Raw genomic sequence first — 14569 nt, forward strand, 5'->3', positions numbered from 1 at the left:
ACTTTAAATGGACTCAGCAGCAAAGGTGATTAAAGTGAATCAACACCCATTTATATCTCCTAGTAGTAAGGGCTTGCTTGCCAATCGTTATCAACTCAAGCAATTAATTGGCAGCGGTGGAATGGGTGAAGTTTTTTTAGCAAATGATATTTTGTTAGGAGGTATACCAGTTGCTGTGAAGTTTTTGACTCAGACTGTTGTCGATAACAAGATGCAACAAGACTTTGCGCGTGAAGCTCTAATGAGTGCAGCTTTGAGTCAAAAGAGCGTACATATAGTACGGGCATATGATTATGGCGTGAGTGAAAAAGGAAAACCATACTACGTCATGGAATATCTATGTGGCAAAGGTTTAAAGGATTTAATTCCACTGCCAGTACCGATGTTTTTGACTCTCTCGCGCCAAATTTGTTTGGGCTTACAGTGCGCTCATCAAGGCATTAACATTGACGGCCAAATTTGTCCGTTAGTTCATAGAGATATTAAGCCTGCTAATATATTAGTTATTCCTGATCCGATATTGGGTCAGTTAGTGAAAATTCTCGATTTTGGAATTGCTAGATTTTTGAATAATACATCAACAGCTAGTACAAGCAGGGGATTTAATGGCACTTTACCCTATTGTTCTCCAGAACAACTAGATGGAGAAAAATTAGATAATCGCTCTGATATTTATAGCCTGGGTGTGATGATGTTTGAGATGCTTACAGGCGAAAAACCGTGGCAACCAGAAACGGATTACTTTGGTGCTTGGTATAAAGCACATCACTTTGAAGCACCAAAAACGATCGCAGACGTTAAACCGACTCTGAAACTACCTGAGAAACTAAATAATTTAATTATGGCTTGTCTTGCTAAAAAAGCAAGCGATCGCCCACAAAATATCGCTCAAATTCTGCAAGTTCTAAACAGTTTAGAAGAGTCTAGTTTTCCAAATTTCCCTACAACTTTAGCCTCTAGCCCCATCCTTAGCTATCCCTTAGATTCTGGATTACCAATCACAGTAGAACAAAGCTGCCAGCAACTTTTGTGGCCTCAGAATAAACCAATTCAAGAAATTGTTTTTCCTCAGCTTCTAGATACTGCACAAGGATCTATGACAGGACTATGTTTAATGTTGCCTAAACAAGAAATCAAAAACTATGCCCTTTCTACCAATTACAACCAGTTTATCTTTATGACATCCCCTCACCCAATGCTGTTGTGGGTGACTATATTATACAATCGAGAATTAGCTCTTAAGTGGCTACCCTGCTACTTAGATATGCAAAATCTCCAAAATCATCGGTTAGTAAGTTTCCTGGCTGAAAATGAACGCTACCCTTTGATTTTCTTTCCCCTAGAAGCGCCGCATTCCTGCACCAACGTTCTCAGCAGTCGCATTGAGCCAACTCAGCGGCAAATGTTGAAAACCTGGGTGGAACAGAGTCAGAGTCTACCACCTACTTTTCAAGCCCAGTTGAGTAAAGAGCTATTAAAGCAGCAGTATAAACAAATGCAATCCCGAATATTGCAGTATCTAGAATCAAAGCCTGATGTTGTATTATCAGTGTCTATTTAACGAAAAATTTCTCCGAAGGAGCGATGCCTACGGCGGTAAACTACGCACCCTGAGGAGACAGGGCAAAAATAATTCTCAACTCCAAAACACTTGACAAGTAGAAAAAAAATAGCGATAATAGCAAAGTTGCCAAACAAGGGACTGTAGTTCAATTGGTTAGAGCACCGCCCTGTCACGGCGGAAGTTGCGGGTTCGAGCCCCGTCAGTCCCGTTATAAAGTAGTGAGTAATATAGAAATTGGGCATTGGTTATTTTGTGGCTCCTCAGTTTGCATTTGCCTGACCGAAACATAAAAGGATACCAACCCATAAATAAATTTAGGGCGATTGTAATTTTGGATTTTAAATTCCCCAAAGGGATTAACCCAGGATTCGGAGTTTAAATATAAGCTACATTTATCATGCTTTGCGAAAGAGAGAATTAACTGTGACTGTCAGAGTCCGAATTGCGCCGAGTCCAACCGGAAATTTACATATTGGTACAGCTAGAACGGCTGTATTTAACTGGTTATTTGCTCGCCACCACGGCGGGAAGTTCATCCTGCGAATTGAAGACACAGACCTAGAGCGATCGCGTCCCGAATACACCGAGAATATTCTTGAAGGACTGCGCTGGTTGGGACTGAACTGGGATGAAGAGCCATTTTTTCAATCCCAACGTCTGGATCTTTACAAAGAAGCAGTACAAAAACTGCTAGATCAAGGATTAGCCTATCGCTGCTACACTACTTCCGAGGAACTGGAGGCTCTCCGAGAAGCCCAAAAAGCTAGAGGCGAAGCTCCTCGCTATGACAACCGTCATCGTCACCTCACGCCAGAACAACGCGCCGCACTTGAAGCAGAAGGTCGCTCCTCTGTGATTCGTTTCAAAATTGAAGATGGGCGGGAAATTGTCTGGAATGACCTAGTAAGGGGAAAGATGTCTTGGCGAGGTAGCGATTTAGGTGGTGATATGGTCATCGCCCGGGCTTCAGAAGAAGGTAGCGGTCAACCTTTATACAACTTTGTCGTTGTAGTGGATGACATCGATATGCAAATCACCCATGTCATCCGGGGAGAAGACCACATCGCTAATACTGCCAAGCAAATTTTACTGTATGAAGCAATGGGTGCAAAAATTCCAGAGTTTGCCCACACGCCGCTGATTTTGAACATAGAAGGGCGCAAGCTTTCCAAGCGAGATGGTGTTACTTCCATTTATGACTTTCAGCAAATGGGCTTTACTGCTGAAGGCTTGGTGAATTACATGACATTGCTGGGTTGGTCGCCACCAGACTCCACGCAAGAAATATTTACCTTGGATACAGCAGCTAAGGAATTTGGCTTTGAGCGGGTAAATAAAGCAGGTGCAAAGTTTGACTGGGCAAAGCTGGATTGGTTGAACAGCCAGTATATCCATAATACGCCAGTAGATAAACTCACAGATTTACTCATACCCTATTGGCAAGCCGCCGGGTATAAATTTGATGGTGGACGCGATCGCCCTTGGTTAGAACAACTGGTAACTTTAATTAGCCAGAGTTTGACTCGCCTGGTTGATGCAGTAGATCAAAGCCAACTGTTTTTTACTGACATTGAATATAGCGACGAAGCCAGTACACAACTTAAGCAAGAAGGTTCTGCTGCTGTCCTTGAGGGGATTGTTACAGCTTTAGAAAATCTGCCGCAACTGTCGGAAGCCGCCGCTCAGGACATTATTAAACAAGTGGTGAAAGAGCAAAAAGTCAAAAAAGGCTTAGTGATGCGATCGCTCAGAGCAGCCTTAACTGGAGATGTTCATGGCCCAGACCTGATCCAATCTTGGTTACTACTAAATCAGATTGGTTTAGATAAGTCGCGCTTGGGTAAAGCCATAACAGAAGCTAATTAGCGATTATTTCCGAATTTTAGGGGCGTGTATTTGTGCGCCTCTAAAATCTATCTATTAAGCATAGAACCTACATTTCGCAGGTGCAATCGTAAATGCTGCATTTTAGAAGCATGAGGGTATAATCATTAGATCCCACATTCGGCAGGTAAATGAGGAAATTGATGGTATTTTTAACTCATGGTATATGAGTGACGTTGGATTCTCCAGTTTCTCGGTGATCCTTGCCGAAAATATTATTTGCTTACCTGACAAACCTGTGAAATGTAAGTTGCATAATTAAAAATTGTAACACGTAAGTAGGAAGTGGGAGTTGTTAAGATTATTATTCTCTGGTTAGCTCAATTTTTATACGGCTTTAGTCCGATACTACATTGCTTAACATAAATAGATAAGACTTACGCATTGACAAAAAACGTAGAGTAACTAATTCTAATTTTTGAACAAAAAATTAAATCGCCACTGACTACACAACAAGTATGAACAAAGAAGATTTACTGGTTAACAGTTTTCGGCAGGTATTTGAAAACATAAACAAGGAAGGTATAAAGGAGAGCGTCGATAGAAACGGGATTGATAGGTTTATTTCTGATTGTGCATTGTTAGCTGCTACAACAGGTGCAGCTACTGGTTTTGGGGGTTTTTCTACCATGATTGTTGGAGTTCCTGTAGATGTTATAAATAACGTTATTCAACAGTTTAGAGTTACATTAGGAGTTATTTATCATAAAAAAGGGGTATATAAAGTTTCTTTTTCTCAATTTATGAAAATAGTAGGAGTTTCATTAGGTGTAGAGATTGGTGCGTCTCTAACAAAATCAGTAATGTTCAGTATTGCTAATAAAATACTTATTAGATTATCTGCGTCAAGTGCAGGCAAAGTTGTACCTTTTTTAGGTGCAGTTATTGGCGGCAGTGTAAATTATGGTTTTATTAGAGCTATAGGATCTGCTGTTAAACGAATAGATATGAGCAGCATTGTCTTTGAAGAAGATGTACAAGAAGATGATTCAACTGATGAAACCTCTTTATCTACTTAAAAGATACTATGCGTGTATTAATCAGATTTATATGAAGGCTTACGACCAAGACCTGTGCCAAAAAAAACTGAAATCAAAAGTTGTAACCTACATTCCCCACGTTGAAACGGAGAGTTCGGTATTTTTTTAATAACCTTAAAAACCCTATCCTTATATTTACTCTAATAATTTGGTTTCAAGAGTAAGTAGATTGAGCTATAAATTTCTGTTGATTTCCGTAAGTTCATTGCTAACAGTCGGTGCATTTTTTGGTGTAATATCATGTCCGACTTACAAAAGTTTTCGATCAAACCCGCCACAAAAACGAATCCTGAAACAAAGCTCAGTATTGTTTTTAGTACTTTTATCTGTAGCACGTTTGATTGCAATTCGCTGTAATACTTATATCGTTGCGAACGTTTGCGGTAGCGTCTTTCTTTCTATGCGGTCAAGGGGTTATTTGAATTAGCAATTGATAGTCAAATTTTTGACTTCCCTAATTTGCATGGATATGTGTTTTTTCATGCCTCATTTGGGATTGCTATAGATGTTTTCTTTATCTCGAATTCTAAACATCAAACCCATATTTTTCTTTTAATAAAGCTTTAAGCTTATCATTAGGTTTTTCTCCATAACAACAACCAATAATCTTTCCGTAATCCTCTAAATCAATGCTTTGATTTAAGTCGAGTGCTTTTAAGAACTCCTGCTCTAAAGCGGGTCTTATATAAACGAAATAATATGCCCATCGACCGGTGCTATCTTTAGCTTTGAGTTTATGGATAAGATGACTGCGTTCTGCAAAAAACTTATCTTCATGCATATCACTATCACTACTAGATGAGTTTGGACTAATTTAGTATGAACTCTAAGAATCCCATTGAGGTAATTTACGCAAGGCATTAATCACAGCATTACGAATCTCCTTTTCCCTATGATTCTTCATAGACTCTAAAACCTTACGTCCCTGTGGATTAGTAACACCAGCTAATGCATAAGCTAAAGCATCTATTTGATTCTTTATACCAAGTTCAATTTGTTGCTTAAGCGCATCTACATCACCCATGCCGATAAGTGCTAGAAAGCAACGTTCAGGTAAGCCATACTTATCTGTATCATCCTTCAGGCGATTCACTCCATACATAAGTGCAGAGATAGCTTGAGAATGACCTGTAAACACTAAATAAACTAATGCTTCGTCACGGTCATCACTAGCGCACATATCATCCTGAAAAACTTGCAGGAGCGGATCTATCATTTCGGGCAGAAAGCATCCTAGTCGTCCAAGCGCAATAGCTACATATCTTTTAGCTTTGATTGGTAAATCTGAAAAGATTAAATTTTTCATAACCTCAATATCTTTCGGACGATTGAGATGTGATATTTTTGGTAATTTTCTTTGAGGCTTACTTCCATCTGCCACAACTGCCCATTCATAAATCCAGTCTGCTTGGGCAAAGATAGTTTTTTCAGGGGTACAGACACTTAAAATAAGGGCAGACCAACTTCGAGCAAAAGCATCATGTTTATCATTGATAACAACTTGCCGTAAAAGATCAAGTTCTTTATCAGCAAAAGTATAGATTGCGTAAGAATAACAAGTTTTTGCGCTGATTAACCATAAAAGAGCCCATATAGCTGTGGTTGACACTGCATAATTACACTGAGTCTCTTGTTCAGCAGCCGTAAGCAATACTTTGACCACTTTACGCAAAAGTAAGTCCGGTAAAAAATCTATTCTTGCACTATTCTTTTGACCCTGTGGACGATAGAATGCTTCAACCAAGCGCAGTGCTGCGTCAACACGTTCTTCGACCGAGCAGAAAATAATTGAGTTCTCCAAAAAGGGTATTAATATTTGAGTAGCGTTTTCTGAATTGAGGATTTCACTGTTTGTTGCTGCTGTATTTAAGAAGACACAACCAATATTATTGCGACGGGCATCACGAGTTTGTATATAGCTTTGTAACAATCGTCCATGCAATAGCTGTCCAAAACGCGACTGCATCACTGAATAAAATGCTTCATCCATTAAAGTATTCAGTTTGTTGTTCAAACCATCCAGGTCGTCGAGGTTATCTATAGCTTTATCTATTACTGAATGAATTGTCTCGTCTCTCAAGTCAGGCTCTGTTCCAAGGCATTGCATAGCAAAACTAGACAAAGCACGAGCTTCTCTCGACGATCTATTAGAAGATAAGAGCATTAACATCAAGTCATCAGCATTCACAAGACCTAAATACTCCGATTGATTGTTTTTTTGACCCAATTTAAAGATCCAAAAGCGCATCAACTCTTGCCAGTGAGCAGCGACAATTGGCTCTGTTTTTTGACTTGCACCAAAAACTTCAATTGGTCTGTCTACAATCGGTATGTCATGCACCTTCTGACACAAATAATCCAAGATATCTAAAGTTTTTTGTTGGCTCTCTTTTTTTAAAGATTCTATTTCTTTAGCTATTCTTTCAATTTGTTGCCGACATTCTTCAATTCTCTTTGGTAATGCAAATCGTTCCTCTGCACTGTAAGTCAAAACAAGGGACTTTTCTAGTTCGGCAAGTTTTTCTTGCCAAGTAGTCCTCACTTCCTCTAGTTGCCTTAAAAAGACATGTTCTCGATTATCTGCTGACATTACCTATCTCCGAACTATTCTCTCAATTTTCTTCCAAGCTTTGTACATCAATCCCTCTGTTTCCATCTCGATTTCGTAAGATACGATCGCAGGAATTAACGGCAAAACTACCTTCAACTTGGCTGAAGCTGCTTTATCTTGTTTCTTTAACTTGTCTCGAATCTCTTGCAGGAGAGAAGTTAATTCTGAAGGATAAGTAATGGAAGGTATTTGTTCGATAGCTACAACTGCTTGTTCTACTTTAACCAGTTGGGTTTCTGCTTCCTCATCAGAGATAATAATCGCCTCTTGTGGGTAAAGTTCCCAGTATTCTGTCTCGTATTTACGAATATTAGGGAGAATCTCTCGCTTAATGCGCTGCTTTAACTCAAAATTTGCAGGTTTACTATTATTCATCATTAACTCTTTTTCAAACTCCCCCAGCTTTTCGTAGAGTAAGTCTAAAATATCTTTTAAGTCATTTAGTCTGTCGTAATCGCTCATAATTTATTTTATTTATAGTTCTCAAGGTAATAAAGTTTTGGGCGTTGCTGAATAAAAATACGTAAGTACAGTTTTCTTATTTCAAATAATGAAGTAATAATCTAATTTAGTATCTCAGCATTTCTTCTGATTTAGAATAGCATAAGGTTTTTCGGTGAAGACGTGCAATACAACGATGTAATTTAATATTTTCCTTTTAGACCCGTATCATATATAGTATAGCAGTCACAAATAAGACATGAGAATAATAAACGTCTACAATTGCTTGTAAAGCAAGGATTTTTGTCCAAATATTTTATCACGAATTATTCCAGATTGCTATATATTTGACTTACATCTTTACGGTCTTCACTCTTGATTAGGGGAGTAAGAAAATCCAAATACCAACTGTTTGAGGACATATCCCAGTCTCGCATTTTATATTGAGTATCATGTTGGGGCGCTCAAATGGCTCCATGAAAGTTTCTTAACAGCAGCCAGTTAGAGATTATTTCCGAATTTTAGAAAAATTTTAGATTTTAGGGGCGCACAAACAAACGTGTGCCCCTATTCATCAGGTATAGCAACTATAGGAATAAGAAATCATTGACTAATTACTAATGAATTATCTCCAATTTAAAATCTAAAATAAGTAGTCAATTCTGCTCACGTTGGGAACTTGGTCTGTAAAATTCATGTCTTCAAAAACACTTAGAAGCAAACCTAATTACAATGCCGAAAAAAGCGCTCAATAGAGGGATTGGATTATCGTTTATGATAGTTACACTCTTCATAACATCGACAATTAATGCTGTAGCTGATGCTCAGGAAGCGCCAACGATATTTGGAGATGTCACTATCGGCCCCCAGTTTTCTCCTGACCCCCTGACAGTTCGCGGGATGAGTGGTGGTTCAATATCTGGGAGTCAAGTAGCTGCCAGAAATGAAACAGCCACTGGACCTTGTACCGGATTTGTTGATGAAACAGCAGATCACACATTAGCGCTAACAAGTAAATTTGACTACCTGAAGTTGCAAGTGCAAAGTCCTGAAGATACAACCATGATTGTTAAAGGACCCGGTGGTACTTGGTGCAATGACGATTTTGATGGTAAAAACGCCGGCATTATTGGTGAATGGCTGGCTGGAACTTATCAAGTTTGGGTTGGTTCTTACGACAAAGGCAAGTATCTCCCTTACACTCTACAAATTACAGAAGTTAAGTAGACATCTCCAGAAATTAAATATGCGTTATGCAGAACCCTTGTAGAGACGCGAAATTGTACTTCGTCCCGCTGCGCTAACGCGTCTCTACATTCATTATCGGAGATGTCTAGTAGGCAAGAAAGGGTTTAGAACTCGGAACTTTAGGTTTTAAAATAAACTCCACCCCTTCGAGTCGAAAAGGTGGAGTTAAGAAGTTGGAGAGTTGCTAAATTCTCCTCACAAATGACAAATGACAAATGACAAATGACTAAATACGCGACTTGACAAATTTCTCTAATCTATCCATTCCCTTTTCAATCGTCGTCATATCTGTGGCGTAGGAAAGGCGGATGTTGTCATCAGCGCCAAAAGCAATTCCGGGAATGACTGCAACTTGATGTTTTTCCAGCAAAGCGTCACAAAACTCTAGAGATTTTAGACCGGTTTTGCTGATATCAGGGAACAGATAAAACGCGCCATCTGGTTTTGCGGTACTCAATCCGGGAATGGCGTTGAGTCTGTCTAACATTACCTGTCGGCGTTTGGCGAAAGCTTGGCGCATTTCTTCAACACAATCTTGAGAACTTTCTAAAGCCGCGATCGCCCCATATTGAGCAAAGGTACACACGTTAGATGTACTATGCCCTTGGATGGTACTCGCTGCTTTAATAATTTCCACTGGCCCCGCTAAATAACCAAGTCTCCACCCAGTCATGGAGTAAGCTTTCGCAAACCCACTACTAATCAAAGTCCGGTCAAAAATTTCCTTTCCTAGAGAACCGATGCTGATATGTTCTGCACCGTCGTAGAGAATCTTTTCGTAAATCTCATCAGAGACGACAAAGATATCTGCATCAACTACTACCTGCGCCAGTGCTTTGATTTCCTCTGGCGTGTAAACCATCCCTGTGGGATTAGATGGAGAGTTGAGGATAAATAACTTCGTCTTCGGCGTGATTGCTTTACGGAGTTGTTCGGGAGTAATTTTATAACCTGTGGTGGCATCTGTAGGCACAATCACCGGAACTCCACCGACCAAAATCACCATTTCGGGATAACTTAGCCAGTAGGGTGCAGGGATAATTACCTCATCACCTGGATCGATCAGCGCCACCATTAAATTGTACAGAGAATGCTTACCGCCATTAGTGACGATGACATTCTCTGATTTGTAATCAAGACCGTTATCAATTTTAAGCTTATGGGCGATCGCTTCCCTTAACTTTGGTTCTCCGGCTGCTGCACCGTATTTGGTTTTGCCTTCATCCAAAGCCTTGACTGCTGCGGCTTTAATGTGCGCTGGGGTATCAAAATCTGGTTCTCCAGCGCTAAAACTACAAACATCTATTCCTTCAGCCTTCAGTGCCTTAGCCTTGGCTGCGATCGCTAAGGTTAATGAAGGTGTTACCTGACTTACTCTTGCTGCCAGCTTCATTCTTACTTTTTTTGGCAAATCTTTCACTTATCTAAGGATATCCCAGAATCCCTACCGAAATTTGCCTTTTTAGAATTCCTTAGCTGGTTATGATGAAGCCGGGTAGGTAGCGGACTCTCGTTAAGCATAAAAGTAATCAAGGGCAGATGACATGAGATATAAATTTCAATAATAATTCTTGGTGTGAATGTATAAAAAAGTGGTCATCGTTGAACATCTGTAATGAGAAATCCGCGATCGTCTGCTCTCGCCATGCTTGCAGAGCCTCATGACTAATTTCTTTATCTTGCAAACCACCAAAAACAGTAATAGGACACTCTAGTGGCTGTTCTTGAGTGTAAATATAAGTTTCTAGAACTGCAAAATCTGCCCGCAAAATGGGGAGGAAAATCTGCATCAGTTCCGGGTTTTCTAGCACTGCTCTGGGTGTACCATTAAGACTGTGTAACTCCTTGAGCAAATCACGGTCTGATAGAACGTGGAGGAGTGGTTTTGTTAAGGGGATTTGTGGGGCGCGGCGAGCAGATATGAAGAGGTGAAAGGGAGCAAGACTATACTTAGAGCGAAGTAGACGGGTCAACTCGAAGCTAACTAATCCGCCCATACTGTAACCAAAGAAAGCAAATGGTTTGTCTAGGTATGATATTAAAGCTTGAGCGATCGCTTCAACAAGAGGTTCTAATCGCGTGAAGGGTTCTAACTTTATCTGTCTTCCTCGTCCCGGATATTCTATAGCACAGACTTCGATATTACTAGGTAAACTACTAGCCCATGTGCGAAAACTCGCCGATCTACCACCAGCGTAGGGGAAGCAGAATAAACGCTCTTTTGCTTGAGGATTAGGTTGGGGACAGTTAACCCAAAAATTGAGGGCTGGTGTAGTTGTCATAATAAAACTTAGGGTTAGATAACACAATCCTGCTTGAATTTTTAAACATCTTTACTGAATAATCTTATGACAGCAATAGTAAGGAATCTTTGATGAGTATTTATATTATTCGACCCAAAGCAACATCACTAGCGCGATCGCTAAAACTTGCATCTAGAAAATTTACACCCGAAAGCCGTCCGGCGCAAGTTGCAGAAGTTGTAAATTTTTGGCGGGAAGATCCAGTTCACCAACAAATTGAAGACTGGTTAGAAGATGCACAAAAGGAAACAAGCGAAGTATCAAAGTATCCAGATTACTCAGGGATTACTGGGGCAAGTATTGTCGAAATGACTGAACAAGAGGCTGAACGGATGCGTCGAGAAGTTCCCAATGTTTTAATTTTACCCGATCAGCCGATTGAGTTGATTCAGCCACAACAAAGAAATAGAGATACTAAAGATCAACTTACCAAAGATGAATTATGGCATTTGGATGCGTTAGCGAAGCTCACCGAAGGTATCGCTCTCAACATAGCCCGTCAAAATGGATTTACAGGCACCGGGAAAAACATCACTATTGCTGTTCTTGATACAGGTATCGACTCAACTCACCCAGAATTGCAAGGCAAGGTAACTGAATCTTATAGTTTTAATGATAGAAGTAAGCAAATCCAGTTAACAACTTCTCAAGATACTGATGGTCATGGCACTCACGTAGCTGGACTAATTTCTGGTAAGCAGGTTGGCGTTGCGCCAGAAACTAAACTAATCGACGGCGTACTCATCCCCAGAGGTACTGGTAACTTATCAAACTTTGTGATGTGGCTGGACTGGTTAGCACTTCGAGTAGACGTGAATATTGTCAATATCTCAGCTGGTTTTCCTACTTATGCTTATGAAATGAGCGATGTCATTGATGATCTACTGGCAGTTGGTATACTCCCTGTTTGTGCTGTTGGTAACGATGGACGTAACAATACTAGAACACCAGCAAACTGTCGGAGTTCAGTTTCAGTAGGTGCGACAAACTTTAATAGTAAAGTTGCCGGTTTTAGCGGCAGTGGCAGGATATCTGTTAATAATCATTCTTATGATGTTCCCTATTTAGTTGCGCCTGGGGAAGGAGTTTATTCATCAGTTCAAGGTGGCGGTTATAAAGCTTGGGACGGTACTTCAATGGCAACCCCAATTGTTTCTGGTGTAGCAGCGTTAATCTTAGAGAAGTATAACAAGCAAATTCCGGTATTAGATTTAATTGACGGACTGCTCACAAGTTGTCAAGATTTGGGACATGATAAGGAACGCCAAGGTAAAGGTTTAATTCAGGTAACGGCAGCCCTATGAAACTTAACGAAAGCCAAATTGCCAAAATTGACCCTCTGCTTCAGGAAGTTTTGATGAGGGCTAAGGGGAATGAGGTAATTCGGGCAATTATGAGTTTGGGGGACGAAAATCAAATCAGATTAAGTGCTAGCAATTCATCGGTGAAACCTCAGCAATTCACATCATCTGAGGCTTATCGACAGGCATTAATTGATCAGCGCAAAAGCCAACTTGCCGAAGTGCTGGGTAATACTATCGAAGAACTCCAGCAACTTTCTTTGAAACCTGTTGGAGGTGGACTCAGCCGCGTAGTAGTTGTTGAAGGTTCGGCTGATGCGATTTTGCGCTCATTAGCACTATCTGGAGTTAATCATGTCACTTTAGATCAGCTGATTGCCCTGCCGGAAGTTGCACCAGATGCGGCAGTTAAACATTTTGCTGATATTTATATAAACACACTTGACCGCCCTTTAGATGAGAAAACCACAAAATTAATTTATCAAGCATCTGAGCAATATATTATTAACTACCATAAGCGCCATAACAAGTTGCAAATATTGGGAATGCAACACCCTGTAGATTTGGATTCAATTTACATAGCTGTGCAATGTTTGCAGCCAAGTGATATTTGGCGATTTGAATCAATTGAAGCCTTACAGAAGTTTTTCAGCGAAACTGGAAAACGTGGGTTTCAACTTGAAAAGGCTGATAAGCAAGAGGGTATTGAAGTTGCCAATCAGCAACAATATTTGATGGTACTCGGCGCACCGGGTGCAGGTAAGTCTACATTTTTGCGGAAGATAGGACTAGAAGCACTCAAGGGCAAAGCTGGTGAATTGCAACATGAATGTATTCCGGTTTTTATTGAATTAAAACTATTTACTGAGAGCAATATCAATATTGAAGAAGTAATTAGACAAGCGTTCCGGTTATGTCAGTTACCATTCTCTGAAGAGTTTACGACTAAAGCTTTACAACAAGGCAAGTTATTAATTTTGCTGGATGGTTTAGATGAAGTGCCAACGGAAAACACCAATTTAGCAATTAGTCAAATTCAAATTTTTGTTGAGCAATACAAAGATAATCGGTTTATTGTCTCTTGTCGGACTGCTGCATATAGATCGCAGTTTACGAGTCTGATGGAAATTGCCATAGCAGATTTTGATGACACTCAAATTCAGCAGTTTATTCAAAATTGGTTTTCATCAGAGGTAGATAGACAAGCCGGAACTGCTGCCAAGTGCTGGGAGTTAATCAAAAACCAAGAATCAACTAAAGAATTAGCTAGAACTCCTGTATTGCTAACTTTCCTCTGTTTAGTATATGACGCATCTCAAGACTTGCCTAAAAACCGGGCTACGCTTTACAGCGATGCTCTAGATATATTACTCAAAAAATGGGCTGCTGAAAAACGTATTCAAAGCGATCCAATTTATCGTCAGCTTGGCATTGATTTAGAGAAAATTATGCTAGCTGAAATTGCATATCACAGCTTTAAATCACAACGGCTATTCTTATCTCACCAAGAACTTGTGAGTCAAATTAAAGAGTTTCTGCACAAGAACGACAATGCACCAAAGGATTTAGACGCTGAGGCTGTTCTAAATGCGATCGCTATTCAACAAGGTATTTTAGTAGAACGGGCAAGGGATATCTATTCATTTTCTCATCTGACGTTACAGGAATATTTAACAGCACAGTATATTGATGACCACCGCCAAGTTAAGAAATTAGTTAGTCAACACCTAATAGATGAACGCTGGAAAGAGGTGTTTTTGTTAGTAGCTGGGTTAATACGCGGTGGTGCAGATGATTTGCTGCTGCTGATGGAAAAGAAAGCACAACAATATATTAATACCTCAAAGTTGCAAGCTTTATTAAACTGGGCAGAACAGGTAACATCTGGATCGCCAGGGGATTTTAAACCTATGGGTAAACGTGCAGTTGCGATCGCCAACGCCTACACCAACACAATTACCGCCAATGCCTATACCTACGGAATTATAGCCAACGGCATCGCTTATAGCATTGCTGCCAACACCAACTTCAACTTCAACCTATACTTTTGCAGTTTTTACTATTTGTGGATGAGTAATAATACTCATGGCATGAGAAGAGGATTTCTTTAAAAACTAGTTCACTAACGCGTCGGACTAGTTATTTTTTTTACATAACTAGGTTGTTTCACACTTAAT

General features: G+C 40.0%; 11 protein-coding genes and 1 tRNA gene. 7 read left to right on the forward strand and 5 right to left on the reverse strand.

Annotated features, from left to right (window positions below; genetic code table 11):
• The first annotated feature begins 7 nt into the window (after nt 1–7).
• The 4 genes from ACEW80_RS20360 (at nt 8) to ACEW80_RS20375 (ending at nt 4467) form a co-directional block, all read left to right on the forward strand.
• Nucleotides 8–1561 carry a serine/threonine protein kinase gene (locus tag ACEW80_RS20360; RefSeq protein WP_373528333.1) on the forward strand — a complete coding sequence of 518 codons (1554 nt, stop codon included), beginning with the start codon at nt 8–10 and terminating at the stop codon, nt 1559–1561.
• A 137-nt stretch (nt 1562–1698) separates the two neighbouring features.
• Nucleotides 1699–1772 (forward strand) — tRNA-Asp (locus ACEW80_RS20365).
• Nucleotides 1773–1987: 215 nt separating this feature from the next.
• Nucleotides 1988–3430, forward strand: coding sequence for a glutamate--tRNA ligase (gltX, locus tag ACEW80_RS20370; protein WP_373528334.1), 1443 nt, complete (start codon nt 1988–1990; stop codon nt 3428–3430).
• Nucleotides 3431–3906: 476 nt separating this feature from the next.
• Complete coding sequence (locus ACEW80_RS20375) at nt 3907–4467, forward strand: hypothetical protein (protein ID WP_373528335.1); 561 nt, start codon at nt 3907–3909, stop codon at nt 4465–4467.
• A 547-nt stretch (nt 4468–5014) separates the two neighbouring features.
• Here the strand turns inward: ACEW80_RS20375 and ACEW80_RS20380 are convergent.
• Genes ACEW80_RS20380 through ACEW80_RS20390 form a run of 3 tightly spaced genes read right to left on the reverse strand, consistent with a single transcriptional unit; the run spans nt 5015 to nt 7561 of the window.
• Nucleotides 5015–5269 (reverse strand): hypothetical protein, encoded by a 255-nt coding sequence (locus tag ACEW80_RS20380; RefSeq protein ID WP_373528336.1) that lies wholly within the window; start codon nt 5267–5269, stop codon nt 5015–5017.
• A 45-nt stretch (nt 5270–5314) separates the two neighbouring features.
• Entirely contained in the window at nt 5315–7078 is a 1764-nt protein-coding gene (locus ACEW80_RS20385) for a HEAT repeat domain-containing protein (protein ID WP_373528337.1), read from the reverse strand.
• Nucleotides 7079–7081: 3 nt separating this feature from the next.
• Entirely contained in the window at nt 7082–7561 is a 480-nt protein-coding gene (locus ACEW80_RS20390) for a hypothetical protein (protein WP_373528338.1), read from the reverse strand.
• Between the two features lie 711 nt (nt 7562–8272).
• On the opposite strand from ACEW80_RS20390, the gene ACEW80_RS20395 reads away from it, so the two are divergent.
• Nucleotides 8273–8767, forward strand: a complete 495-nt coding sequence (locus ACEW80_RS20395; protein ID WP_373528339.1) for a hypothetical protein — start codon at nt 8273–8275, stop codon at nt 8765–8767.
• Nucleotides 8768–9014: 247 nt separating this feature from the next.
• On the opposite strand, the gene ACEW80_RS20400 is transcribed toward ACEW80_RS20395, so the two are convergent.
• Both ACEW80_RS20400 and ACEW80_RS20405 read right to left on the reverse strand, forming a co-directional pair.
• On the reverse strand, nt 9015–10181 hold the full coding sequence (locus ACEW80_RS20400; RefSeq protein ID WP_373528340.1) for a pyridoxal phosphate-dependent aminotransferase: 1167 nt from the start codon (nt 10179–10181) through the stop codon (nt 9015–9017).
• 136 nt (nt 10182–10317) lie between these two features.
• On the reverse strand, nt 10318–11070 hold the full coding sequence (locus tag ACEW80_RS20405) for a thioesterase II family protein (RefSeq protein WP_373528341.1): 753 nt from the start codon (nt 11068–11070) through the stop codon (nt 10318–10320).
• Nucleotides 11071–11162: 92 nt separating this feature from the next.
• Here ACEW80_RS20405 and ACEW80_RS20410 point away from each other — a divergent pair, with 92 nt between their 5' ends.
• Nucleotides 11163–12395, forward strand: coding sequence for a S8 family serine peptidase (locus ACEW80_RS20410; RefSeq protein WP_373528342.1), 1233 nt, complete (start codon nt 11163–11165; stop codon nt 12393–12395).
• On the forward strand, nt 12392–14503 hold the full coding sequence (locus ACEW80_RS20415; protein WP_373528343.1) for an NACHT domain-containing NTPase: 2112 nt from the start codon (nt 12392–12394) through the stop codon (nt 14501–14503). The genes ACEW80_RS20410 and ACEW80_RS20415 overlap by 4 nt, the downstream gene beginning before the upstream one ends.
• The last annotated feature ends 66 nt before the right edge of the window (nt 14504–14569 follow it).

Source organism: Nostoc sp. (assembly GCF_041747015.1).
In the GTDB taxonomy this organism is placed as follows: Bacteria; Cyanobacteriota; Cyanobacteriia; order Cyanobacteriales; family Nostocaceae; genus Nostoc.